Source organism: Streptococcus sp. HMSC065E03, assembly GCF_001815045.1.
In the GTDB taxonomy this organism is placed as follows: domain Bacteria; phylum Bacillota; class Bacilli; order Lactobacillales; family Streptococcaceae; genus Streptococcus; species Streptococcus parasanguinis_AD.
In genome coordinates, this window is sequence record NZ_KV818837.1 from 140,500 (window position 1) to 166,254 (window position 25,755).

Genomic DNA, 25,755 nt, shown 5'->3' on the forward strand with positions numbered 1-25,755 from the left:
TTTTTCTTTTTCATCAAAACTTGCCTCCTCTATGAGACTGGAGTCTGATTTTACTTGAAGAGGATGGGAAAACTTGAAAAGACGGGCGAAATTTGATATAGTATAGCATATATGAAAATTAAAGGAGAAACATATGCAAGGCGGAAGTTTGCTAATTATGCTCGTTCTTATGGTCGGTTTGATGTACTTCATGAGCCGTAGCCAAAAGAAACAGTATCAAAAACGGATGGAAAGTTTGAATAAACTTCAAAAAGGAAATGAAGTCATCACGATTGGTGGCTTGTACGGAACCATCGATGAAGTCGACACAGACCGCAAGACCGTTGTCTTGGATGTTGATGGTGTCTACCTGACCTTTGAATTGGGAGCGATCAAAACAGTTCTTCCTGTATCAGAAGGAATCTCAGCCACTGCTACAGAAGGTGCTAGCTCAGATGCCGATTCAGCCATCGAAGAATAATCATCAAAGAAGAGGCAAGGGCCTCTTTTTTGGTGGGCAAATAGGACGATGTGATGAAGGAAAGTCCTGCTGGTTCAAAAAAGAGGCCAGAGTCCCTATTTTATGGGGATTTATGGTATAATGAAGCGATAAATATTGAAATAGGTAGAAAAACATGTTTCGTTTTAAGAAAAAAGAAAAAATCGAGATACCTTTAGAAGTCCCGAAACACATTGGGATCATTATGGATGGTAATGGTCGCTGGGCGAAAAAGCGGATGCAACCGCGCGTCTTCGGTCATAAGGCAGGGATGGAAGCTCTCCAAGAAGTGACGATTGCAGCAAAAAATATGGGGGTTCAGGTCCTGACTGTCTATGCCTTTTCTACGGAAAACTGGACACGCCCTGAAGATGAAGTCAAGTTCATCATGCACTTGCCGGTCGAGTTTTATGATCGTTTTGTCCCCGAATTGCATCGCAACAATGTCAAGATTCAAATGATCGGTGATACCAAGAAATTACCAAAAGAAACGCTGGAGGCTTTGGAAAGAGCAGAAGCGATGACCCATCTCAATACAGGCTTGATCCTGAATTTCGCGCTCAATTATGGTGGACGTGCTGAGATCACCCAGGCCGTGAAGCAGATCGCCCAAGAAGTCTTGGATGCGAAGTTCAGTCCAGAAGATATCACAGAAGAGATGATCGCAGATTCTCTCTATACCGAGAGTTTGCCACGCGTCCTAAGGGATCCGGATTTGATTATCCGTACCAGCGGAGAGATCCGTTTGAGTAATTTCCTTCCTTGGCAGGCTGCTTATAGTGAGTTGTATTTCACAGATGTGATGTGGCCAGATTTTGGAGAGGAAGCACTACGAAGTGCCATAGTAGAATATAGCCATCGCCATCGGAGATTTGGTGGTGTTTAGGAGAAGATGATGACGAAAGATTTACAAAAACGTGTGATTTTTGGAGGAATTGCCCTGCTCTTTTTCATTCCAACAGTAATGGTTGGAGGGGTGTTCTTCCAGATTGTGATTGGCTTGATCGCCATGCTAGGAGTTCATGAATTGCTCAAGATGAAGGGGCTTGAGACAGCGACTTTTGAAGGAGCGCTAGCCATGTTAGCGGCCTTCGTCCTGACGTTGCCGATCGAGGACTACCTTCCTTACCTTCCAGCAGATGGCAATATGATTGCCTATGGTCTGGTTGTCTTGATTCTCATGGGGACAACTGTTCTTGCTCAGAATTACAATTATGAAGATGTGGTCTACCCCATTGCGTCTAGCTTTTATGTTGGACTTGGTTTCCATTCCTTAGTAGATGCGCGAATCGCTGGTATTGATAAGGTCTTATTGGCACTCTTTATTGTCTGGGCTACAGATTCAGGTGCTTACCTGGTCGGAAGTCAATTTGGGAAACGCAAGCTTATGTCTGCGGTTTCTCCTAATAAAACGATTGAAGGCAGTCTTGGGGGAATCTTGTCTGCAGTTGCGGTAACTGTGATCTATATGATCGTGGATCGCTCTGTGGCAGGTGGACATGGTTTTCTTGCTATGATTTTCTTCACCATCCTCTTTAGTATTGCAGGTCAGTTTGGAGATCTGGTAGAGAGTGCGATTAAACGCCACTTCGGTGTGAAAGATTCTGGAAAATTTATTCCAGGACACGGCGGTGTCCTAGACCGCTTTGATAGTTTGATTTTTGTCTTTCCCTTGATGCATTTCTTGGGCTTGTTCTAAGACAGAAGAGATAGAAAGGAAACCACATATAGAACGATGCAGTTTATTGCCTTTATTGTTATTTTTGGAGTGATCGTTCTCGTTCACGAGTTTGGTCATTTCTATTTTGCAAAAAAATCGGGCATCCTGGTGCGAGAATTCTCGATCGGGATGGGTCCAAAGATCTTTGCCCATATTGGTCAAGATGGAACAGCTTATACCATTCGCATCCTGCCTTTAGGTGGCTATGTGCGTATGGCTGGCTGGGGTGAGGATACAACTGAGATTAAAACCGGAACGCCTGTCAGCTTGACGCTAAATGAGGCTGGGAAGGTCGTCCGGATTAATCTTTCAGGAAAGAATCTGGATCAGACAGCCCTTCCCATGAATGTGACCCAGTTTGACTTCGAAGACAAACTGGAGATTACGGGCTTGGTTCTCGATGAGACAAAGACCTATAGTGTCGATCATGATGCGACTATTGTTGAGGAAGATGGGACAGAAGTGCGGATTGCACCGAGAGATGTTCAGTATCAGAATGCCAGCATTTGGGGACGGTTGATCACCAACTTTGCGGGTCCTATGAACAACTTTATCCTTAGTATTGTCGTCTACTCACTTTTAGCCTTTATGCGCGGTGGTGCGATTGACTACTACAGCAACAACGTTCAGGTGGCACCCGATGGGGCGCTGGCCCAGGTCGGTGTTAAAAGTAATGTTCAGATCCTTCAAGTTAACAACGATACCGTCAGCAACTGGGATGAGTTGACAGATGCTGTCGAAAAAGCAACCAAGGATAGCAAGACAGCTCCTGAATTGACCCTGAAGGTCAAAGCAGACGGCCAAGAAAAAGAAGTCAAAGTGAAGCCAACCAAGTCAGGGAATCGTTATTATCTGGGTGTGACAAACGGCCTCAAGACGGGATTTGTGGATAAACTCTTGTCTGGTTTTACAGATACCTGGAATACAGCGACACGGATTTTGGGAGCTTTGAAAGATATCATTTTCCACTTTAGTCTCAATAAACTGGGTGGTCCGGTCGCTATCTACAATGCCAGCTCACAAGCTGCTCAATTAGGGATTCCGGCAGTCTTGTCTCTTATGGCCATGCTCTCTATTAATATTGGGATCTTCAATCTAATCCCGATTCCGGCTTTGGATGGCGGGAAAATCTTGATCAATTTGATCGAGGTCGTCCGGAGAAAGCCACTGAAACAAGAAGTAGAAACCTATATGACGCTTGCAGGTGTAGCTGTAATGGTTATTTTGATGATTGCTGTCACCTGGAATGATATTATGAAATTATTTTTGAAATAGAAAAGGATATTGTCCATGAAACAAAGTAAAATGTTGATTCCAACGCTTCGCGAAATGCCAAGCGATGCTCAAGTCATTAGCCATGCTTTGATGTTGCGTGCAGGTTATGTTCGCCAAGTCTCAGCTGGTGTCTATTCTTATCTGCCATTAGCAAATCGAGTGATTGAAAAAGCAAAAGGCATCATGCGCCAAGAATTTGAAAAAATTGGAGCAGTAGAAATGCTAGCTCCAGCCCTTTTGAGTGCGGATCTCTGGCGTGAATCTGGTCGTTACGAAACTTACGGGGAAGACCTTTATAAGTTGAAAAACCGTGAAGGCTCTGACTTTATCTTGGGTCCAACTCACGAAGAAACCTTTACCGCTATTGTGCGCGACTCAGTAAAATCTTACAAACAATTGCCGTTGAATCTCTACCAAATTCAACCAAAATACCGCGATGAAAAACGCCCACGGAACGGTCTTCTTCGGACCCGTGAATTCATCATGAAAGATGGTTACAGTTTCCATGCCAACTACGATAGCTTGGACGTTACTTATGATGAATACAAGGCAGCTTATGAGCGGATCTTCACACGCAGTGGCATCGACTACAAAGCCATCATCGGTGATGGTGGTGCCATGGGTGGAAAAGATAGCCAAGAGTTTATGGCTGTTACGCCTGCTCGTACGGACTTGGACCGTTGGGTTGTTTTAGACAAATCAGTAGCTTCCTTTGATGAGATCCCAGCAGAAGTTCAAGAAGAAATCAAAGCAGAATTGCTCAAATGGATGGTTTCTGGGGAAGATACTATTGCCTATTCAAGTGAATCAACCTATGCTGCGAACTTGGAAATGGCTACTAACGAATACAAGCCTAGTAACCGTGTCGTAGCAGAAGAAGAAGTGAAACGCGTGGAAACACCAGGTGTCAAATCGATTGATGAAGTAGCTGCATTCTTGGATGTTCCAGAAGAAGCTACTATCAAGACTTTAGTTTACATCGCAGATGGTGAGCCAGTTGTAGCCCTTCTTGTAGGTAATGATCAGCTCAATGAAGTGAAGTTGAAAAACCACCTCGGCGCAGACTTCTTTGAACCTGCAACCGAAGTGGAAGTGAAAGAATTATTAGGAGCTGATTTTGGCTCTCTCGGTCCAGTTGATCTTCCTGAAAATGTTAAGATTATCGCAGACCGCAAGGTTCAAGATAGTCGCAATGCAGTAGTCGGTGCCAATGAAACAGGCTACCACTTGACTGGTGTCAACCCAGGACGTGACTTTACTGCAGAATACGTCGATATTCGTGAAGTTCGTGAAGGCGAAATCTCACCAGATGGGAAAGGGGTCTTGAACTTTGCACGTGGGATCGAAATCGGTCACATTTTCAAACTCGGCACACGCTACTCAGCTAGCATGGGAGCAGATGTCTTGGACGAAAACGGTCGTGCGGTTCCAATCATCATGGGCTGCTACGGAATCGGTGTCAGCCGTCTTCTTTCAGCCGTTATGGAGCAACATGCACGCCTCTTTGTCAATAAGACTCCAAAAGGGGAATACCGTTACGCTTGGGGGATTAACTTCCCTAAAGAATTGGCGCCATTTGATGTGCATTTGATTCCAGTCAATGTCAAGGATGAAGCGAGTCTTGCTTTGACCGATCGGATCGAAGAAGCTTTGGTGAATAAAGGCTACGAAGTCTTGGTGGATGACCGAAATGAACGCGCTGGTGTCAAATTTAGCGATAGTGATTTGATTGGACTTCCAATCCGCGTAACAGTTGGTAAAAAAGCAGCTGAAGGCATCGTTGAAGTGAAAATCAAAGCAACAGGAGATACCATCGAAGTTCATGCGGACAATCTCCTTGAAACCCTTTCAATCTTGAACAAATAAGAAAAAGCTTTCTGAGCTCTCACCAGTGTGGTGATGAAACTCAGGAAGCTCTTTTTATTTTTCTTCTTTAAGGCCTTGATCTTTGAAATAGGTAAAGAGATCTTGAGGTTTGCCATTGAGGTATTTCTTGAACTCAGCTGTTTCTTCCTCCCCTTGATCCCCGTAGATGGAAGCAAACTCATCTTTCTTGATTTTTGAGAAGTCAGCTTGTAAGACCTTGGCATAGGATTGTTTATCTTTCGAAATTTGAATGCGGAAGCTAAGACCAGGCTTGCCATTTAAGCTTTTATAGATATCGCTATGTTCTAATTCTTCTTGGTAGATTTCCTTTAACTCGGAAAGATCCATGTCTTGCAAATCTGAGGAAATGGGTTCAAAACTAAGAAAAGTAAAAGAGACAATTTCATCTTTTTTGTAGCCGATTTGAATTTTGTTTTGGTGGTGATCGTTAAGTTCTGTGGAGAAAGTTTTGGTTCGAACGTTCTCTTCTTTTTCTTTTTTCACTTGGGAAGTGCTTTGGCTAGATGTTGTTGAAGCTTTTCCTTTTTCTGCTTGGCCTTGGCTACATGCAGTGAGAGCTAGGAGGCAGATAGAGGTCAATAATATTTTTTTCATAGAAACTCCTTATAGGTTAATGGTGTTCGATCTTGTATGAAACAAGTTTTGAACAGGTTTCATTATACCATAAAAGTTTTAAAAATGAAAAAATATACAAAAATCTTCAAAGTTTGCTTTTAAAAACACCTAAAATCAACAATTTTAATCTATGTGTTGAGTTAATATGAAAGGACAGAGTGTCTTCTTTTATTTCCGGAAATAATACTAGTTGGAGACTACTGGGGCAAGGAATTCAGAAAATATATTACATGTTTATGACAAAATGTTACACAATTGTAACAAAGTTACAATGTTTTATCAGTTAGCCCTCTAAACTTGACATTCTGGCAATATTTCATTAAGATATTTTTAAGTAAATAATACAAAAAGGGAGCAAAAGGTAAAATATACAGTTATCTGGCATTTTACTAATTCGTACTAAAATGTATTGTTTATGAAAAAAAATATAAGGGTATCAGCCCAAAAGGAGAAACATATGGCTCAAATTAAATTAACTCCAGAAGAACTACGTCAATCAGCACAACGCTATGCACAAGGTTCTCAAGAAATCGATCAAATCCTTAACACTTTGACTCATGAACAACAAGTCATCGACGCAAACTGGGATGGATCTGCATTTGATAGCTTTGAAGCACAATTCAACGAATTGTCTCCAAAAATCAAACAATTCGCTCAATTGTTGGAAGACATCAACGCTCAATTGATCAAAGTTGCTGATATCGTTGAACAAACTGACCAAGATATCGCTGCACAAATCCACTAAGATAGTCTTGGAGGTGATCTTACTTCTTGTAGGTAGATCACCCTTTTGTCTTTTGATATATAGAAAATAGGGGTTAGATTCTTAATTCCTAACCCCTATTTTGTATCTATGAATTAGAAAAAGGAAAAGGTATGGAAGTTAAAAATAAAAAATGGTTAAAATACATCGGTCAGAGTGCGGTTGTGCTCCTTTTGATGGGATCTGTCGTGGGTCTTTATACGACGGTTCAAAAGGACCAAAAGCAAAACGAAGCCAAGACTGTGCAAACGACAGAAAACACCAAGCTCAATATTGCGGTTGTCAATGAAGACAAGGCGGTCAAACTGAATGATAAAGAATACAACCTTGGGGCTAGCTATGTAAAGAATATCGAGCGGGATAATTCGCAAAACTGGTCTGTACTCCCTCGTGGAGCTGCTGAGTCAGGGCTTGCAGATGGCAAGTACCAGTTGATGATCGTTATTCCAAGTGATTTCTCAGAGAAGGTCTTGGAAGTGAACGCGGTTAATGCAGAGAAGACAACGGTGACGTATAAGGTCAATGCGGCTGGAAATTCTCAGGTTGAGAACGAGGCCAATAAAGTCGCTAAAGATATCGTTTCAGACTTGAATAGCCAGTTGGTTGATATGTATATGGTCAGCATTTTGAGCAACCTCTATACAGCTCAGAAAAACGTGGAGACAAGTAACAAGATCCAATCCACCAACATTGGTTCTTACCGAAGCAACTTGCTGGATTCGGCCTTGGATTCCAAGAATATCTTCCCAAGTCTCTATAGCTTGTCTACGTCTTCTGTCGAGTCGAACAATGCCTTGAAGACAGTCCTTGAGTCTTATACACAGGCTTTTGATCAATTGACCCAATCTCAGGATCAGTACGGTCAAAACTTCGACACATTGATCAAGCAACGCTCTGAGGATAAGATCAGCCATGAAGAGTTCATGAACCAGCTGATGTCTATGAACCAGTCTGTTGTCAGTGAAAAGACCCAAGAGTTGTATAAGAATCTACAACAAAACCAAGAAGCAATTACCAAACAATTGAGTCAACCAACTGAAACAGAAGGAGATTCTTCAGGGACCAAGACCTATGCAGGCTTGACAAAAGATGTGAATGATCGTGTGGCAGACCTCGAAAAAGGGATCAAGGCAGAACGCGACAAATTAGATGAGCACGAAAAGAACATCGAGTCTACTGTAAAAGCGAAGATCCTTGACTACTATGGTCTAAAAGAAGGAGACAAAGTCACTCTTCGTACCTTGCTTGGAAAGACGAGTATCAAGACATTAAGTGAAGCACGTAATAAAGCGGATGAAGATATTCGTAAAGCAATTGAAAAACTTCCGTCTTTAGATCCTGCTAGTCTGAATTTGAATAAGTATGGGAATTTCAACGCAGCGATTGATTTTGATAGTGCTTTTGCTGGAACGAAGGCGCAAGCAAAAGGGAATGCCGATGAATTAAAACGATTGGCTGCTGAAGTGGATGCTAAATTAACGGCAGTTGCGAATGTTCTCAATGCTAAATCTGGAAAACAAAAAGTTAGCATTCAAGTACCTGCAGGAGTTAAGGTTGATACCTGGACCTATGATGGACAGACTTATGCAGGCAGTGGTGAGCAGGAAGTCGAACTGAAAGATGGCAAACAAATTCAAATTCACCTTGTTGAAGATGGAGGAGCTATGCCGAGCACGATTGATGTTGAAGTCCTTGTGAATGGGGTTTCTTCAACCAGTGTGACCGTATCTGCAGAAGATTTGAAAACAGCTGTCGCTAACTATGCATCGAAAGCTAGTGAAATCGCCTTGGATTATCAACGCGCAGGAGCATTGATCGATGCCTACTATCCAAAAGATGAAAAGGAAAATCGTCATTCGCTCTATGATCCGATCGAAGATATGGATTTGACAGATGCTTTGGTCGATGTCGTGAAGGCTGCCGTTTCAAGTAATATGAAGGACTACCGTAAGAGTATTGAAACGGATGAATCTGGGGATGCAACGAAGAGTGTGAAAGCCCAGTTAGATGGTACACTCCAACAGTTGCAAGACTTAGGACCACAATTGCAGGCCAATCTTCAAGCGATCGAAAACACCAACAAGGATCTAACCCAAAATATCAACGATCAATTGACGCAATATGCAGAGCTTCAAAAACGTTTAGAAGAGATCTCAAAATCACAAGAAACAGTGACACAGGCTCAAACCAAGACCGATGCAGATTTGTCAGCCCTTGGTTCTGAATACACGTCATTATTGAGCTCGACAGAAGGCGTTAAGAGCTCGTCTCGTAGCAATGTAGAAGCGGCTAACTCTACCAATGAAATCTTTAGTCAATTGAACAAAGAATTGGAAAAAGCTCAAGGCAATACAGAGAAATTGTCTAGCAATGCAGAGAGCTTGATGGGTGAATTCGACAAGGAATTGTCTGAAAACGGGAACTTCGTCGAAGCCTTTCGTAAAGTCTTCAACAATGCCTATGAAAACGGAGTACCGAATGAAGTCTTGCTCGACTTCTTGTCAAATCCAGTTGCAGAGAAATCGTCTTCTGTGAAAGCGACCATCAACGTCTACCGTCCATTTATCTGGATCTTTATGTTGGAAGTCTTGAGCCTCTTTACAGCTTATCTCTTTGCGACTCAGCCAATCATCCGTAAGGTTAAGGATCGTTTCAAACTCGATCGTTTGCAAGAATCAGATCTCTTGTCTGTCGGTGTTCTTGTGGGACTTTCTCTCATCCTTGGACTGGTGATCGGAATGATTTCAAGTATTCAACTCTCTGTTGGTCGTGAATATGTACCTTCATGGGTATTCTTAGCGGTTCTAGCAAGCTTTGTCTTAGTACAACTACAATACCTTCTCTTGAAACACTTCCGTGTGATTGGAATGGGACTGGCCTTCTTCATGTTGATCAGCTATGTCTACCTATCAAGTGCGATCGGAACGACCGCGACCTTGTCAGGCCTTCCAGCACTGGTGAAAAATGTTAACCTCCTTTCTATTTTAGAAGGACAGTTTGCGGGTTACTTTGATGGACAAACAGCCGGTATCGGCGTCTTCTTCGGATTGTTGGTCTTCTTCGGCCTTTTGGCAGTTGCCAATATCCTCATTCCTAAGAAGTTTACTCAAACAAAGGAAATTGAATCAAGCTTATGAAAAAAATGATGTATCTTCTCTTTGTCTTTAGTCTCTTGCCAGTAGCTGTTGTTTCTGCAGATGATTTTATTGATAATCGTCTGCAGGTCAACAACTCACGTCTTGAGACAGAGCAGGAAAAGACACTTGGGGGCCAATTGGATGCGACTGAGTCTCTTTTCAATGAGAAGGATCAGAAAAAATTAGCAGATGAAAAACGCAAGCAAGAGAAACAATTGACCGATTCTGACGGCCAGTTGTTTTCTGCTATAAAGGGAAAGAAAAAAACGGGGCCTGAAGCGGACCTGTTCCAGCCTGAAAATCAAAAATTATCTAAATTCGAGTCCAATGTGGAGGACAATTCGGCTAGCCTGTCGGATTTTATTCCAGCCTTGCAAATGCTGGCTTGGAGTGCCCTTCTCTTTGGGATTGCTGGCTATATTTCCTATCGAATCTATAGAAAAGAGGCCTAAATGGACCAACATATCAATGTCACCTTCCGTATGAATGGTGCAAGCCATGACCTCCGAATCCCAACACGGATGGAGGTGCGACGCTTGATTCGGGAATTGGATCAGATCTTTGGGTCTGCCATGGAGCCTAGAAGCAAGTATCAGTTGCGCGTGGTAAATAAGGGCATCTTGCTAGATGAAGGCAAGGTGGTACAAGAGTATCCGATCACGAGTGGTGATCTGATCGAGATTGAGGAGTGGTAAGGTGAAAGAAGAACAATTTACACTGGAAGAACAAGTCTTCCGTTTTGAAAAAGAAGAAACAAGCTGGCGGCTGGACCTTAAGCGTTCAGAAGTGGATAGCCAGGATTTACGCAATTTATGGATTTTGGATCTCCATCATCCCTTGTTTTTAGAGCAGAGCATGACAGCGGATCAAGACCAGATTCATCTGACCTATCAGACGGATGCGCTAGGCTTGAGTGCTGAAGAAATCCAAGAATTACCAGTATCAGACCGTCTGCGTCTAGCCATCAATGTCTTGGATTTGGCGCCGGCCTTGGAGCTTCCAGTGACCTTTATGTTGCATCCTATCAATTTGTTTGTGACCAAGGATGCGCAAGTCAAGATCGCTTATCGCGGGGTTCCGGGAATGATGGTGCCACGCAAGTGGGATCAGGATGAATTCTTGCGTCAGGCCAAGTGCTATGCGGTCACTCTTTTTGGGGACTGGGATTTTATGGAGCTCTATCAAGGCACGCTTGAATTAGAAGATCTGCCTGATTTCTTGGTAGAAATCCGTGATGCTGCTAGCTTAGAAGAGATGAAAGCTCTCTTAGAGAAAGCCTACCAAGAACGCAAGGAAGAGGAAGAAAAGACCTTGACCTTGGTTTCAAGTCGTCAACACCGAATCTTTAAGTTGGCAACAGTATGGCTTTCAGCTGTAGTGGCCCTCTTACTCTTGCCCTTGATTTATTTGGTTTTTTTCCAAGCACCCTTTAAAGAAAAGTTGCTTCAAGCGGATACAGCCTACCTCAAGGTAGACTACACCGGTGTGATAGATGAGCTAGAGGGAGTAGCTCCAAGCAGTCTTCCAACGACACAAAAATATGAGTTGGCAACGTCTTATTTGCAAGGCTTGAATTTCTCAGAGGACCAAAAGAAGGTCATCCTCAACAACGTCACGCTCAAGTCAGACAGCCTCTATCTCCACTACTGGATCTATATCGGTCGTCATGATTTTACCCAAGCGCTGGATACAGCCAAGCGGATCGACGATTCAGACTTGATCATCTATGCCCTTCGTAAAGAAATCAAGGCGACACGTGATAGCGAAAAACTCTCTGGTGAACAGCGCGAGAAGAAACTCTCTGAGCTAGAGGGCGAATACAAGAAATACTGGGATGCCCGCTCTAAACTCTTGGAAGCAGAGACAGATGAAACCAAATCTTCTACTAGCAGCTCAACAACGGCTTCATCTACGGAAGGTTCCTCAACAGAAAGCTCGTCTTCTACAACTGCAAGCTCGACTGAGTCTAGCGAACACAAGGAGTAGTCTATGAAAAAACGTATCATACTCTATAAAAAAGGTTTTCGCTATGAGCTAGCGCTAGAAGAGGGGAAAACAGCGACCGTATCGAATCAAGAAACAGCTCAGTTGACCCTGGCTTCGCAAGAAAATCCCCTTCATTTTCAATGGAGTCAAGGAGAAATCTTCTACCAGTATGGTGAAGACAAGGGTGTGCTTGAAAATAGTACGATCCTTGGGGATGTAGTCTGCTACTTGGCGACAGGAGAAGTCCATACCTATGAACTGCTAGACAAGGAAGAGATCCTTGTAGCAGATGAAAAGGGTGCGGATGTGCGCTTGCACTATCCAGTACGCTTTCTCCTTGCGAAAAAAGAGCAGACTTGGACTTGTCAGCTCTTATCTGGAAAACTCTACCATAACCACAAACTCGTCAGTGAAGCGACTTTTCCACTGGCCTTTGGGGATGAACTTGCCATTGGAGATGTGACCTTTAAGCTCTATCCAGAAGAATTTGGTGTGGAAGGGGCTGTCGAAGTAAGTCCTTATCTGGTGCCACGCTTGCATTCGCGTTACGACTTTTACAAGGACTATCCAGAGTACCACCGGTCTCCGCGGATCATCTACCGGAGTTCGGAAGACAAGATCTTGATCAATCCTCCGGGAGCGGAGCCTCAAAAGCCATCGGATGAACTCTTGAAGTTGATCATGCCACCCCTCATCATGGTTGGGGTGACCCTCTTGATCACCATTTTCCAACCACGGGGGCTCTATATCATCGCGACGGTATCCATGTCTGTGGTCAGTGTGATCTTTTCGGTCCAAGGCTTCTTCAAGAATCGTAAGAAATACAAAGAAGACAAGAAAGAGCGCGTGGAGCTCTACCATCTCTATCTCAAGGATAAGGCCAAGGACTTGGAACAGCTCTCTCGGAAGCAGCGAGAAGGCATGTTTTACCATTTCCCAGCGATCGAAGACTTGACCAAGATGGTCAAACGCTATGACTCGCGGATCTACGAAAAAACACCGCTTCATTTTGACTTTTTGGCCTATCGTTTGGGCTTGGGCAAGGTTCCAACCAGCTATGAGCTCAAATATGGTCAGGAAGAGCGTAGTGGGAAGAAAGATGCCTTGGAAGAAGAAGGCTATGCCCTTTTCCAAGCTCATCAAAAAATTGACAATCTTCCGATTGTAGCCAGCCTTAATCGGGGTCCCGTAGGGTATGTCGGCCCTCGTCCTATCGTGTTAGAGCAGTTGCAACTCCTGGTTGCCCAATTGGCTGTCTTTCACTCTTACCATGATCTGACCATTATTCCGATCATTCCAGAAGAAGAAAAAGAAAGCTGGGATTGGATGCGCTGGTTGCCTCATGCGACTCTGCAAGACATGAATGTCCGTAGCTTTGTCTACAATCAGCGGACACGCGATCAGGTCTTGAACAGTCTCAACCAAATCCTCAAGCTCCGCAAGGCGCAAAAAGAGGAAGAAAAAGCCAATGATACCAAGATCTTCCATCCGCACTATGTGGTCCTCATTACCGATGAGACCTTGATTTTGGACCATGTCATCATGGAGTTTTTCCGTGAGGATCCGACAGAGCTCGGCTGCTCCATCATCTATGTGGCAGACGTGCTCTCATCTCTTTCTGAAAATATCCAAACCGTTATCTCTATCAAGGACCGCAACCAAGGGCAATTGCTCTTGCAAGAAGGGGTTCTTCGGGAGCTTGACTTCCAATTGGATCACTTCCCTGAAGGTTATGACAAGGAAGCCATCTCGCGTGGCCTTGCGCCTCTCAAGCATATCCAACAGCTCAAGAGCTCGATTCCAGACTCAGTGACCTTCCTTGAAATGTACCAGGCGGAAACTTTCAATGACCTCAAGGTCTTGAGTCGTTGGGAGAGCCATGCCCCTTACCAAAGTTTGGCTGTTCCGATCGGTCTGCGCGGGAAGGACGATTTGGTCTACCTCAATCTCCATGAAAAAGCTCATGGACCCCACGGTTTGATCGCAGGGACAACCGGTTCTGGTAAGTCTGAAACCATTCAGTCTTATATCCTGAGTCTTGCCGTCAACTTCCACCCACACGATGTGGCTTTCCTCCTCATCGACTACAAGGGTGGGGGAATGGCCAACCTCTTCAAGGATCTGCCTCACTTGCTTGGGACCATCACCAACTTGGATGGTGCCCAGTCTATGCGGGCCCTCGCCTCTATCAATGCGGAGATCCATCGTCGGGAGCGCCTCTTTGGTCAATATGGGGTCAACCATATCAACCAATACCAAAAGAAATTTAAACTGGGTGAAGCGACCGAACCGCTTCCTCACCTCTTCTTGATCAGTGACGAGTTCGCCGAACTCAAGGTCAACCAACCAGATTTCATCAAGGAGTTGGTCTCTATTGCGCGTGTCGGGCGTTCCCTCGGTGTGCACTTGATCCTTGCGACACAAAAACCTTCTGGGGTTGTGGATGACCAGATCTGGTCTAACTCCCGCTTCAAGCTAGCCCTCAAGGTGGCAGACCGTGGCGACTCTATGGAGATGCTGCGGACGGCAGATGCGGCTGAGATCACCCAGACCGGTCGTGCCTACCTCCAAGTCGGCAACAACGAAGTCTATGAACTCTTCCAAACCGCTTGGTCAGGAGCAGACTACCAGCCTGAGAAGGACCAGCTAGGGATCGAAGACCATACCATCTACTTGATCAATGAACTGGGCCAATACGAAGTCCTCAACCAAGACCTCTCTGGTCTGGATATGGCAGAAGAAATCAAGGAAGTGCCGACAGAGCTGGATGTCATCGTGCAAGAGATCAATCACTTGCACCAACAAGAAGGCATCGCAGCTGTGGCCCAACCATGGTTGCCACCGCTCAAAGAGCGGATCACGCTGGATGAGTTGGAAAAGGTCGTACCGATCGAGGCTTGGCAAAAACGGACAGCTCCAAGCGTCCTGATCGGGGTAGCCGATATCCCGCAAGCGCAAAAGCAAGAAGCTGTTGCTATCGATCTGTCAAAAGATGGGAATATCCTCCTTTACGGAAGTCCAGGTACAGGAAAGACCACTTTCCTCCAGACTGCCGCTATGGATCTAGCTCGCAAGCAGAGTCCAGAAAATCTGACTATGTACCTGCTCGATTTCGGAACCAATGGTCTAGCCCCACTGAGCCAATTGCCGCATGTGGCCGATAGCCTCTTGCTCGATCAGACGGAAAAAATCCAGAAATTCATCCGGATCATCAACCGCGAGTTGGATCGTCGTAAGAAGCTCCTCTCTGAGCATGGTGTCGGCACTATCGCCCTCTACCGTGAAGTGACCGGCAAGCAAGAGCCAACCATGGTCATCCTCATGGACAGCTATGAGTCTATGAAGGACGAGCCTTATGAGACAGACCTCTTCAAGCTCTTCATGCGGATCTCCCGTGAAGGTCTCAGCATTGGTGTGCACTTGATCATCACAGCTAGCCGTCAGAACAACCTACGGGCTCAGCTCTATTCAAACTTCAAGCACCAGCTAACCTTGCCACAAAATGATATCTCTGAGATCCGTGGTATCGTGGGAGCAACGCCACTTGCGGCTACCATGGAAGACATCAAGGGACGGGCACTCATGAAACGTGACGAAGTCGATGTCGTCCAGTTCGCCCTACCAGTCGCAGGAGACAATGATATCCAAATCATCAACAACCTTCGCGATCAAGTCCAAAGTCTCAAAGAGATGTGGACAGGCCGCACACCAGCAGGCATCCCAATGGTGCCAGATGAGTTGACAGAAGCAGCCTTCTACGGACGTGAGGATGTAGCAACCTTGCTGGATGAAGGAAAAGTGCCACTCGGACTGGATCTTGAAACAGTTGAGCCGGTGACATGGGATCCTGATTTATCAAACTTACTTTATTTAACAAGTAAAGAAAGTCAAATGACAAATCTACTAAAACAATTAATCCAGTATGGTCAAAAACATCAAGAGAAATTAGTTGTATTTGCACCTGAACATAATTTCTTACCTAAAATAGAGAATATAGAAATATTAAGTTCAAAAGAAGATGTAATGGATATGATTGGCGGGTTATCATTAAAGGTTTCTGAACGACTAGATAAACGATTGACAGATCATGTAGTGAAAATCATTATCCTTGATTTTGCACATTTTGTAGATGGTTTAGATTCAGTAACACAGCAAAAATTAATCAGTGTATTAGAAAAAGGCTATCGTGTAGGTTACAGTTCTGTAATTATGAGTGATTCAGGTATTTCGAGCCGTTATGATCCTGTAACAAAAGAAGCGAAGAAAATATCACAGGTTCTTTTAGGTCTTCGATATACAGATCAGACAATTGTTACAGCAGTAAATAAACCGATGAGAGAAGGAACGTTGGCTTCTCAAGAAAATTACTATATTAGACAAAATAATTTGACAAAAATTAAAGTTACATTTGATTAGGAGAAAGAAATGAGTAGAGCAGAAATAAATGCACAAATATCACAGGTTCAGGGTGAAATTTCAAAAGCAAGTGAAAAACTATCTAAGTTAAATGCAGCAAAAGCACGTCTAGATGGGGTTGGAATTGATTTCAAATATCTCCCAGAAAATTCTTTGATCATAAAGTTAATTTATCAATTATCAGGGAAACCATACGATACTATGACAACTGATGAAGAAAAAATTATAAACGATACCAAATCAAAATTGATTGACAAAAAAACTTTGGTTATTGGTGAATTAAATTCAGCTATTGCGAAAGAAGCTAGTACAATTTTAATTGCTTCGGTTAGATTATCAAATTTGAGAGCTTCTCTTGCATTAGAAAAGGACTAAGGAGAAAACATGGCAGATATTAGAATATTAAATCGTACCGACTTGGAATCTTATGGAAAGAGTATAAAAAATTTTGCAGAAACTTACAGGACAGAAACGAATGGCTTGTACCGTAATTTCACAGATAAAGCTGGTAGTGATAGTAAAGGTGAAGCTATAAATGCTTATTTTCAGAAATTAAATATGTTGCAAAAGCAAGTCTTTGATGAATTACCAACCGCTATCAAAAGGTATGGATATGTTGTTAATACATACACAGATGCGATAAAAGGTGCTGGGTTTGACGATGAATGTTTCAGTAGTGACTCAGGAGTAGTCAATCTATCGCTTCTATTAAAGGGCGAGCAAACTGATTTAATTACTACTACTTCTAATCAGTTAGATAGTGCTTTTCAACAAGCGGCCGAGGCTATGGAGAGTACTGCAGAGGATACAAAAGCAATCTCCGAGGAAGCGACAAAAGGCTTAGAAGAAGCTGCATCTACTCGAACAAAAAAGGATACAGATGTACAAACAGCGTATAGTAAGTTTACGTTGGACCTTTTGGATGCCACTGCAAAAATATCAGCTTTTCAAGGTATCTTAGAAAATGCTATGTGTATCTCAGAAATTCCAAGTTCAACTGTTTTTACTGCAATTGCCAAAGGATATTTAACTGCAGATCAAATGTACTATTTAGATGTACCTAAAACTAAAGAAGATGCGCAGGCGTTAAAAGCTATTATTAGTGAGAAGCCAGGTGATGTTCTTAAAGTAGATCCAGATAAAATTTCTGAGGAAATGTATACGATTATTGCCAACGAACAAAATGATTGGACTATGGCGAATAATAATGAAATGTGGCAGCATTTCACAAATGCACTCAATGATTATTCTGTTGAGCGAAACCAAAAATTCACCAACAATATATTAATTGGTGAGGATAGATTAGCTCAGACGAAATTAACTGATATGTATATTCTTTATACAAAGAAACCGGTTGAGCCAGTAAATGGCACTCCCGAACAGATTGAAGAATATAATGAATTACTTAAGCAATATAACAGTATGATGGCCACCCATCAAAAGGAGCTTAGTGCAATAAATAGTAATACAGCTCTAATGTATTCTTTACAAGTGTTAGGTGTAGGAACATCAAAAGACGTAAAATATATTGAGAACCTGAGAACTAATGAAGTATATCATAAAAAGACAGCAGCAAGTGTTGTATTGAATAAAAATGGTCAGTTTGAAATCTCCATTAAAAAAGGTGTCTTCAAATTTGATGTAAACTCTTATTATACATCTGAGGAGGAAAAGAATCTTAAATTAAAAGACAGCGATTATAAATGGGGTAATCCAAAAAATTATACAGCTACGACAGAGTACAATAATCTTGGAATGGAAGCTTCTGAGTATAGTAAAAATTTAAGACAGCTGGAAGCAGATAGAGAAAAGGCCCACAATGAATACAAAGATAAACTAGCTGGTGTAATTGGAAAAACGATAATGTCATTTGTTCCATACGGGTCGACAGCTGTTTCGGTAATAGAAACACTGGGTGCTTTAGGTACTGATGGTAGAGACATAGATGTGGATGGTGTTCAATCTAATATTACAAAAGGTGTAAAAAATGGAAGAGATGACTTCAAAAAACAATATAAATTGGCGACTGGAGAAAGTATACCAGATAGCAAGCTTGATAAATATTGGAGTCATTGGAGTAAGGTGAGTTCAGGTCTCTCAGATGGAGTGAAAGCGTATGTTACAAATCAGTCTGAAATGAGTAGGATTGATAATAGTATTTCAAAAGCAAAAGAAAAAATGTTGGAAACAATTTTAGATTATGGTGGTTGGTCCTTAACTCCAGATGGAGAGAAGGTACTTGCTACTGGTAGAATGGGGCAGTATTATGATTTCAATGCAACGCTTAGATCACTTGAGTTGAACGAACATGGATTAACGAACTATATGAAAGAAAACAATATAACTATGGATAGTTTTAATGACGCTATTGACAAATCAATTTCTGAAGATGATAGAAGCAAATACGCAAATGTTATCTCTTATGCTAAAGGTGAACATGAAGCTAAGAAAAAATTGACTTTAGAGACAATGGATGCAGATCAATTAGAAAAATTTACAAATATTGTAAGAAATCTAGATGGCGGTATGTCTGACCTGGAAAAACATTTTAAAACCAAATACCAGATGGAAGAGGTGAAGTCGGATGGTACGAAACAGAAATAAAATTAAACAGAATGTAGTTGTATATTCTAGCTTAATTTTACTAGGAATGGGGTTTATTTTATTTCTTTTTGGTTGCTCAAAATATTTGAAGGAAGATACTAAGAGATCTACTAATGGAGATGAAAATGAATATTTTAATACTTATAATCTTAATGCAGATATCCAGGATTTTCAATTCATCCATGCTAAAAATGGTATAGTAGTTGAATGGAAGTTTGAAAATAATAAAGTAGCAAAAGCAGTCAATTCCCCTGATTGGATTAGAGTAAATCAACATTATCTTGTTAGAGCGAGGGAGAAATTAAGACTAGTGTCTGCCTCTAAAAAAATGAAGTCAGATGAATACTCGTATTTAGATGTCTTTGATTTAACCAATAAAAAAGCCTCTAAGAAAGAAGTTAATACTTGGAAATTAATGGTTAACTATTTAAAAAATGATAATTTTGAATTGGTTGGAACCTTGCCAACTCTAAGAAGGATAGAAAACAATGATTATGTTGTTATTAGAATAAATGATCAACTAACATATCGTTATTTCTTACTTAATCTTAAAACACTTAAAATTGATAAAGAAACAACGGAAGAAGAATTAAATGAGAAGAATAGAGTGTATCTCTTTATTTCTACCCGTAAAGGTTACACTGCTGGAGTTCTTCCATTTGATAATGGTTTTTGGAAGGAAAAATCTTTCAAAGGGGATATCAATTTAAGAGCGTCTTATCCGACAGCATTTAAACTCTTTTCACAACCAGATGCTTTTGCTTATAAAGTAATCAATTCTGAGAATGGTACCATTACGAATGGGAAAGAACTGATAGATCTAGAATCAGAATTTCTTAAATTGGGTTCCTCTGTGTACGATTATGCTTACCTGCCTAAAGAACTGAGTATTGAAAATAAAGATACGAAAATCTCTCAGTTCGATGAGATTCAAAAGTATTATAACGGTAAATCTGTTTCAAATTGGCACTGAGAGGATTAATAGAAAAAATACAAGGAGAATTAAAAATGGGAATGGATTCAACAATTTCAATTGATACAGCGCATATTCAGAGTATCCAGGTTGCTGCAAAAGAACTTGGTGACAATATTAAAGATGGATCTTCAGCTGTATCAGATTCATCTGGGGAACATATTTCATCTGGTACAGATACTATTAAAACTACCGTTGAAAAAGTGGCTAGGGTTGTAAGTAGTCTGAATACATATTTAGATCGTGTAGCTACAGCTTTTTATAGCACAGATGCTTCAATTGCTAACTCCATCTCAGAAGGAGGAATAGTTTCATCATATGGGAATCCAAATTATGTGTCACCGGATAGTGCATCAACACCGGTTACTGAGGCAGAAAGAGAAGCAGCTAAAAATTTACCTTAATGATGTTTATAGAGAACGAATAGTTTAGAATTTTTATCACCCACAGTAGGTTGATGAAAGATACAATCTGGAGAGGACCAAATTGGTTTTCTCTTTTTTGATGTTCAAGGCAGTACGTAGACTAGTTTTTTAATTTCTTACGTTTTCGAAAAATCTTAATGTCGTTGATCAGTTGATGAGCAATCCTAATCTTGCAAACAAAAACAACTGCCTTCCTGACAGTTGCTTTTCTAAGGAGTTTAAGACCTTATTTTAATCTCTTATATTTTGTGGCTCTTCCGATGCCTTCTCGCTGGATCTTGCCTCTTGCTACCAATTTTCTTATTCTTTCATATGCGATAATGTCAAGTATGTATCCAAAAGCAGAAGAAATATTTTCTGAAAAAGAATCCATGATTGGTATTTTGGGTAAAAAAACTGAATTAGAAGAATATTTACCAATTCTTAAACTTTTTGATAGAGAAGGAGAGAATCTATTTTCGGATGTGACAATTCCTGCAGAGTATTCTGTAGATGGTAAGGAATATATAGTGAATAGTCAGGAAGAATTTTTATCGTTATTATATAAGGTGAGAAGAAAGAATGAATACTAAAGAATATTAACCCAGACATGAAGAGAAATCACCACTAGTCCGGTGATTTTTTTGTCTTCACTTCTCCCTCGAATTAATCCTTAAATTGTGATAAAATAAAGGTTACGAATGTTTTTTGACTGGTCTGTTTTTGCATAGAAAGTAGGCCACTCAAAAGCGAGCAAAAGAATCAAGATCAAGGGAGAAACAATGTCCAACATCTTTGAAATTTTAATGGATCAGCTGGATATGCCGCTGGAGATGCGATCTTCCAGTGCCTTTTTGCATGCGGAGATTCAAGAAGTCGTGGTGCACAAGGTCAGTCGGGTTTGGGAGTTCCGATTTGCCTTTGCGGAAGTCTTACCGATCGCTTTGTTTAAGGAATTGCGCCAGCGCTTGAAGGATGAATTTTCAAAGACGGGAAACCAGGCGACCTTTACCATCCAAGTGGCCAATCCGGATTTTTCTGCGGATTTATTGCAGGCCTACTATCGGGAGGTCTTTGAGGAAGGTCCTTGTGCTAGTCAAGGCTTTAAGGGACTCTACCAAGACTTGCAGGTGCGCGCGGAAGGGCAGGAATTGATCATCTCTGGGCCTTCTTCGGTTGATACGGAGCATTTTCGTAAGAACCATTTGCCCAACCTTGCCAAGCAGTTGGAAGCCTTTGGTTTTCCGCATTTCACCTGTCGGGTGGAGTCTGATGAGGAGTTGACAGAGCAAGAAGTGGCACGCTTTGAGCAGGAAAATGAAAAGATTTTCCAAGCGGCCAATGAAGAGACCTTGCGGGCTATGGAATCCTTGGCCCAGATGGCTCCGCCACCAGCGGTTGAAGAAAAGCCGGCCTTTGACTTCAAGGCTAAGAAAGCTGCGGCTAAACCTAAGCTAGACAAGGCTGAGATCACTCCGATGATCGAGATTACGACAGAAGAGAACCGGATTGTCTTTGAGGGTGTGGTCTTTGACGTGGAGCACAAGGTGACACGGACCGGTCGGGTCTTGATCAGCTTTAAGATGACCGACTATACCTCGAGTTTTTCCCTTCAGAAATGGGTCAAAAATGAGGAAGAAGCCCAGAAGTTTGACATGATCAAGAAGAACAGCTGGCTCCGGGTGCGGGGAAATATCGAAATGAACAATTTCACGCGCGACTTGACCATGAATGTCCAAGACATCCAGGAAGTTGTGCATTATGCCCGCAAGGACCTGATGCCAGAGGGTGAGCGCCGGGTGGAATTCCACGCGCATACCAATATGTCGACTATGGATGCCCTGCCGGAAGTCGAAGAGCTGATCGCCAAGGCAGCTGAGTGGGGGCATAAGGCTGTGGCTATCACCGACCATGGTAATGTGCAGAGTTTCCCGCATGGCTTTAAAGCAGCCAAGAAAGCTGGGATCCAGCTGATCTATGGGATGGAAGCCAATATCGTAGAGGACAAGGTGCCCATCACCTACAACGAGGTGGATCTGGACCTTAATGAAGCGACTTATGTGGTCTTTGACGTGGAAACGACGGGACTTTCAGCCATTTACAATGACTTGATCCAGGTCGCCGCTTCTAAGATGTACAAGGGCAATGTCATTGAGGAGTTTGATGAGTTTATCGATCCGGGGCATCCTCTGTCGGCCTATACGACCCAATTGACAGGGATCACCAACGAGCATGTCCGTGGGGCCAAACCCTTGGTGCAGGTCTTGGAGGAGTTTCAGGAATTCTGCAAGGATGCGGTTTTGGTTGCCCACAATGCCACTTTTGACATGGGCTTCATGAATGTCAACTACGAGCGTCATGGTCTTCCCAAGATCACCCAGCCGGTCATCGATACCCTGGAATTTGCCCGCAACCTCTATCCAGATTTTAAACGGCATGGTTTGGGGCCATTGACCAAGCGCTTTGGGGTCGCCTTGGAACATCACCATATGGCCAACTATGATGCGGAAGCGACGGGGCGCTTGCTTTTCATCTTTATCAAGGATGTAGCAGAAAAGCATGGCGTGACCAATCTAGCCAAGCTGAATTTGGATTTGATTAGTCCAGATTCCTACAAAAAGGCTCGGATCAAACACGCAACCATCTATGTCAAGAACCAAACTGGCTTGAAAAACATGTTCAAACTGGTCTCCCTTTCCAATACTCAATATTTTGAGGGAGTTCCTCGGATTCCTCGGACCGTTTTAGATGCCCATCGGGAAGGCTTGATCCTTGGATCAGCTTGTTCTGAAGGAGAAGTCTTCGATGCGGTCGTCTCTCAAGGAGTTGACGTGGCAGTGAAAGTGGCCAAGTATTATGACTTTATCGAGGTCATGCCTCCAGCCATCTATGCGCCCCTCATTGCCAAGGAGCAGGTCAAGGACATGGACGAGCTCCAGACCATTATCAAGAGCTTGATCGAAGTGGGAGATCGCCTCGGCAAGCCTGTTCTTGCGACAGGGAATGTCCACTATCTGGAGCCGGAAGATGAGATTTATCGGGAGATCATTGTCCGCAGTCTCGGGCAAGGGGCCATGATTAACCGGACTATCGGCCATGGAGAAAACGCCCAACCAGCACCCCTACCAAAAGCCCATTTCCGTACAACCAATGAAATGCTGGATGAATTTGCCTTTTTAGGGGAAGACTTGGCGCGCAAGATTGTCATTGAAAACACCAATGCCCTGGCAGAAATCTTCGAACCTGTCGAAGTGGTCAAGGGTGACCTCTATACCCCATTTATCGACAAGGCCGAAGAAACAGTTGCCGAGTTAACCTATCAGAAGGCCTTTGAAATCTATGGAAATCCACTACCTGATATTGTGGATCTGCGGATTGAAAAGGAATTGACCTCTATCTTGGGGAATGGCTTTGCCGTGATTTATCTGGCCTCGCAAATGCTGGTGCATCGTTCCAATGAGCGGGGCTACCTGGTTGGATCGCGTGGATCCGTTGGCTCCAGCTTTGTCGCGACCATGATTGGGATTACGGAGGTTAATCCGCTCTCGCCTCACTATGTCTGTGGCCAGTGCCAGTACAGTGAGTTCATCACTGATGGCTCTTATGGATCTGGTTTTGATATGCCTAATAAGGACTGCCCGAACTGTGGCCACAAGCTCAGCAAAAACGGCCAAGACATTCCCTTTGAGACCTTCCTTGGTTTTGATGGGGACAAGGTACCCGATATCGATTTGAACTTCTCAGGGGAAGACCAGCCGAGTGCCCACTTGGATGTCCGTGATATCTTTGGGGAAGAATACGCCTTCCGGGCAGGAACAGTAGGTACAGTTGCGGCCAAGACTGCCTATGGGTTTGTGAAAGGCTATGAGCGAGACTACGGCAAGTATTACCGGGATGCAGAGGTGGAACGTCTGGCGCAAGGTGCCGCTGGGGTCAAGCGGACGACCGGTCAGCACCCAGGGGGAATCGTCGTTATTCCAAACTATATGGACGTCTATGATTTCACTCCTGTTCAGTACCCAGCAGATGATGTGACAGCTGAATGGCAGACCACTCACTTTAACTTCCATGATATTGATGAGAACGTCCTCAAGCTTGATGTCCTGGGACACGATGATCCGACCATGATTCGCAAGCTCCAGGACTTGTCAGGTATTGATCCAAATGATATCCCTATGGATGATCCAGGGGTCATGGCCCTCTTTTCTGGGACAGAAGTGCTAGGGGTGACAGCCGAGCAGATCGGAACACCGACAGGGATGTTGGGGATTCCAGAGTTTGGGACCAACTTTGTTCGGGGCATGGTCGAAGAGACCCATCCGACGACCTTCGCAGAGTTACTTCAGCTTTCTGGTCTGTCTCACGGTACCGACGTGTGGTTGGGAAATGCCCAAGACTTGATCAAGGCGGGCATTGCCGATCTATCGACCGTTATCGGGTGTCGGGACGACATCATGGTTTACCTCATGCACGCGGGACTCAAGCCTAAGATGGCCTTTACCATCATGGAGCGCGTGCGGAAAGGCATGTGGCTCAAGATCTCAGAAGAAGAGCGCAATGGCTACATCCAAGCCATGAAGGAAAACAATGTTCCTGAATGGTACATCGAGTCCTGTGGGAAGATCAAGTACATGTTCCCGAAAGCCCATGCGGCGGCCTATGTTATGATGGCCCTTCGTGTGGCCTACTTTAAGGTGCATCATCCACTTTATTACTACTGTGCTTACTTCTCGATTCGGGCCAAGGCCTTTGACATCAAGACCATGGGTGCAGGCCTTGAGGCCGTGAAAGCGCGGATGAAAGAAATCTCTGAGAAACGTAAGAACAACGAAGCCTCCAACGTGGAGATCGACCTCTACACCACCCTTGAGATTGTCAATGAGATGTGGGAGCGGGGCTTCAAGTTTGGCAAGCTAGACCTCTATCGCAGTCAGGCGACAGAATTCTTGATTGATGGGGACACCCTCATTCCGCCATTTGTCGCTATGGATGGTCTAGGAGAGAACGTTGCCAAGCAAATCGTGCGGGCGCGTGAAGAAGGAGAATTCCTCTCTAAGACCGAGCTCCGGAAGCGCGGTGGTGTTTCGTCTACCCTGGTTGAAAAGATGGATGAGATGGGGATTCTTGGCAATATGCCAGAGGATAACCAGTTGAGTTTGTTTGATGATTTGTTTTGATGGAGGGAATCCATTCACAAAAGTTGATCAAGTTTCATCTAATTAAGACTTAACAGTAAAACCAGTAGAGATGATTTTTTATGATTTTCATTTCTGCTGGTTTTTAGATATGATAGAGTATAAGTAAGTTTTTATCCAAAGACTATAACTTTAGGAAGTTATATATTGAAATTATCAAAAATGATTGCTATAAATTACTAATAATGATACTCTCAAACAAGAGTAAGCTTAACGGAAGTAGTGTTTGCTATACCTTAATAACTTTTCGATATGGAATGGAGATAAGTATGATTTTAGGTGAAACTTATAGGAAAATAAGA

At 43.1% G+C, this 25,755-nt stretch carries 18 protein-coding genes; 17 read left to right on the forward strand and 1 reads right to left on the reverse strand.

What is annotated here, in order from left to right; translation table 11 throughout:
* Window positions 1-133: 133 nt before the first annotated feature.
* From yajC to HMPREF3002_RS00825, 5 genes are all read left to right on the forward strand, one after another.
* Window positions 134-460 carry a preprotein translocase subunit YajC gene (yajC, locus tag HMPREF3002_RS00805; RefSeq protein ID WP_003004444.1) on the forward strand — a complete coding sequence of 109 codons (327 nt, stop codon included), beginning with the start codon at window positions 134-136 and terminating at the stop codon, window positions 458-460.
* A gap of 154 nt (window positions 461-614) precedes the next feature.
* On the forward strand, window positions 615-1,364 hold the full coding sequence (locus tag HMPREF3002_RS00810; protein ID WP_003009971.1) for an isoprenyl transferase: 750 nt from the start codon (window positions 615-617) through the stop codon (window positions 1,362-1,364).
* 9 nt (window positions 1,365-1,373) lie between these two features.
* Window positions 1,374-2,177 (forward strand): phosphatidate cytidylyltransferase, encoded by an 804-nt coding sequence (locus HMPREF3002_RS00815; protein WP_070664817.1) that lies wholly within the window; start codon window positions 1,374-1,376, stop codon window positions 2,175-2,177.
* Between the two features lie 36 nt (window positions 2,178-2,213).
* Window positions 2,214-3,473: an RIP metalloprotease RseP gene (gene rseP, locus HMPREF3002_RS00820; RefSeq protein WP_070664819.1), complete on the forward strand. Its 1,260-nt coding sequence runs from the start codon at window positions 2,214-2,216 to the stop codon at window positions 3,471-3,473.
* Window positions 3,474-3,488: 15 nt separating this feature from the next.
* Window positions 3,489-5,339, forward strand: a complete 1,851-nt coding sequence (locus tag HMPREF3002_RS00825; RefSeq protein ID WP_021154372.1) for a proline--tRNA ligase — start codon at window positions 3,489-3,491, stop codon at window positions 5,337-5,339.
* 54 nt (window positions 5,340-5,393) lie between these two features.
* Here HMPREF3002_RS00825 and HMPREF3002_RS00830 read toward each other — a convergent pair whose 3' ends face one another.
* Window positions 5,394-5,954: a hypothetical protein gene (locus HMPREF3002_RS00830; protein ID WP_031576579.1), complete on the reverse strand. Its 561-nt coding sequence runs from the start codon at window positions 5,952-5,954 to the stop codon at window positions 5,394-5,396.
* 478 nt (window positions 5,955-6,432) lie between these two features.
* Here HMPREF3002_RS00830 and HMPREF3002_RS00835 point away from each other — a divergent pair, with 478 nt between their 5' ends.
* The 12 genes from HMPREF3002_RS00835 (at window position 6,433) to HMPREF3002_RS00890 (ending at window position 25,435) form a co-directional block, all read left to right on the forward strand.
* A complete protein-coding gene (locus tag HMPREF3002_RS00835; protein WP_031576577.1) occupies window positions 6,433-6,720 on the forward strand; it encodes a WXG100 family type VII secretion target in 288 nt (95 codons plus the stop codon).
* Between the two features lie 131 nt (window positions 6,721-6,851).
* Window positions 6,852-9,875, forward strand: a complete 3,024-nt coding sequence (gene esaA, locus HMPREF3002_RS00840) for a type VII secretion protein EsaA (RefSeq protein ID WP_070664821.1) — start codon at window positions 6,852-6,854, stop codon at window positions 9,873-9,875.
* A complete protein-coding gene (gene essA / locus HMPREF3002_RS00845; protein ID WP_045759059.1) occupies window positions 9,872-10,327 on the forward strand; it encodes a type VII secretion protein EssA in 456 nt (151 codons plus the stop codon). Before esaA ends, essA begins: the two co-directional genes overlap by 4 nt.
* Complete coding sequence (locus tag HMPREF3002_RS00850; RefSeq protein WP_003013697.1) at window positions 10,328-10,570, forward strand: EsaB/YukD family protein; 243 nt, start codon at window positions 10,328-10,330, stop codon at window positions 10,568-10,570.
* 1 nt (window position 10,571) lies between these two features.
* The gene (essB, locus tag HMPREF3002_RS00855) at window positions 10,572-11,861 is read left to right on the forward strand and encodes a type VII secretion protein EssB (protein ID WP_023919519.1); all 1,290 of its coding nucleotides are present in this window, start codon (window positions 10,572-10,574) and stop codon (window positions 11,859-11,861) included.
* Window positions 11,862-11,864: 3 nt separating this feature from the next.
* The gene (gene essC / locus HMPREF3002_RS00860) at window positions 11,865-16,277 is read left to right on the forward strand and encodes a type VII secretion protein EssC (RefSeq protein WP_070664823.1); all 4,413 of its coding nucleotides are present in this window, start codon (window positions 11,865-11,867) and stop codon (window positions 16,275-16,277) included.
* A 9-nt stretch (window positions 16,278-16,286) separates the two neighbouring features.
* Entirely contained in the window at window positions 16,287-16,652 is a 366-nt protein-coding gene (locus HMPREF3002_RS00865) for a hypothetical protein (RefSeq protein ID WP_070664825.1), read from the forward strand.
* A 9-nt stretch (window positions 16,653-16,661) separates the two neighbouring features.
* Window positions 16,662-18,881: a hypothetical protein gene (locus HMPREF3002_RS00870; RefSeq protein WP_070664828.1), complete on the forward strand. Its 2,220-nt coding sequence runs from the start codon at window positions 16,662-16,664 to the stop codon at window positions 18,879-18,881.
* Window positions 18,862-19,854, forward strand: a complete 993-nt coding sequence (locus HMPREF3002_RS00875) for a hypothetical protein (RefSeq protein WP_070664830.1) — start codon at window positions 18,862-18,864, stop codon at window positions 19,852-19,854. Before HMPREF3002_RS00870 ends, HMPREF3002_RS00875 begins: the two co-directional genes overlap by 20 nt.
* 41 nt (window positions 19,855-19,895) lie before the next feature.
* A complete protein-coding gene (locus HMPREF3002_RS00880) occupies window positions 19,896-20,258 on the forward strand; it encodes a hypothetical protein (RefSeq protein ID WP_256263400.1) in 363 nt (120 codons plus the stop codon).
* 191 nt (window positions 20,259-20,449) lie between these two features.
* Window positions 20,450-20,851 carry a hypothetical protein gene (locus HMPREF3002_RS11145; protein WP_176745548.1) on the forward strand — a complete coding sequence of 134 codons (402 nt, stop codon included), beginning with the start codon at window positions 20,450-20,452 and terminating at the stop codon, window positions 20,849-20,851.
* 189 nt (window positions 20,852-21,040) lie between these two features.
* On the forward strand, window positions 21,041-25,435 hold the full coding sequence (locus HMPREF3002_RS00890) for a PolC-type DNA polymerase III (protein WP_070664836.1): 4,395 nt from the start codon (window positions 21,041-21,043) through the stop codon (window positions 25,433-25,435).
* Window positions 25,436-25,755 lie beyond the last annotated feature (320 nt).

What these genes read in the sequence shown, in the direction of transcription:
- HMPREF3002_RS00825 (WP_021154372.1), top strand. Translation starts at nt 3,489, where the DNA reads ATGAAACAAAGTAAAATGTTGATTCCAACGCTTCGCGAAATGCCAAGC.
- HMPREF3002_RS00890 (WP_070664836.1), top strand. Translation starts at nt 21,041, where the DNA reads ATGTCCAACATCTTTGAAATTTTAATGGATCAGCTGGATATGCCGCTG.
- HMPREF3002_RS00865 (WP_070664825.1), top strand. Translation starts at nt 16,287, where the DNA reads ATGAGTAGAGCAGAAATAAATGCACAAATATCACAGGTTCAGGGTGAA.
- HMPREF3002_RS00815 (WP_070664817.1), top strand. Translation starts at nt 1,374, where the DNA reads ATGACGAAAGATTTACAAAAACGTGTGATTTTTGGAGGAATTGCCCTG.
- HMPREF3002_RS00835 (WP_031576577.1), top strand. Translation starts at nt 6,433, where the DNA reads ATGGCTCAAATTAAATTAACTCCAGAAGAACTACGTCAATCAGCACAA.
- HMPREF3002_RS00850 (WP_003013697.1), top strand. Translation starts at nt 10,328, where the DNA reads ATGGACCAACATATCAATGTCACCTTCCGTATGAATGGTGCAAGCCAT.
- HMPREF3002_RS00830 (WP_031576579.1), bottom strand. Translation starts at nt 5,954, where the DNA reads ATGAAAAAAATATTATTGACCTCTATCTGCCTCCTAGCTCTCACTGCA.
- yajC (WP_003004444.1), top strand. Translation starts at nt 134, where the DNA reads ATGCAAGGCGGAAGTTTGCTAATTATGCTCGTTCTTATGGTCGGTTTG.
- esaA (WP_070664821.1), top strand. Translation starts at nt 6,852, where the DNA reads ATGGAAGTTAAAAATAAAAAATGGTTAAAATACATCGGTCAGAGTGCG.
- HMPREF3002_RS00880 (WP_256263400.1), top strand. Translation starts at nt 19,896, where the DNA reads ATGGATTCAACAATTTCAATTGATACAGCGCATATTCAGAGTATCCAG.
- HMPREF3002_RS00870 (WP_070664828.1), top strand. Translation starts at nt 16,662, where the DNA reads ATGGCAGATATTAGAATATTAAATCGTACCGACTTGGAATCTTATGGA.
- essC (WP_070664823.1), top strand. Translation starts at nt 11,865, where the DNA reads ATGAAAAAACGTATCATACTCTATAAAAAAGGTTTTCGCTATGAGCTA.
- HMPREF3002_RS00810 (WP_003009971.1), top strand. Translation starts at nt 615, where the DNA reads ATGTTTCGTTTTAAGAAAAAAGAAAAAATCGAGATACCTTTAGAAGTC.
- rseP (WP_070664819.1), top strand. Translation starts at nt 2,214, where the DNA reads ATGCAGTTTATTGCCTTTATTGTTATTTTTGGAGTGATCGTTCTCGTT.
- HMPREF3002_RS00875 (WP_070664830.1), top strand. Translation starts at nt 18,862, where the DNA reads ATGGTACGAAACAGAAATAAAATTAAACAGAATGTAGTTGTATATTCT.
- essA (WP_045759059.1), top strand. Translation starts at nt 9,872, where the DNA reads ATGAAAAAAATGATGTATCTTCTCTTTGTCTTTAGTCTCTTGCCAGTA.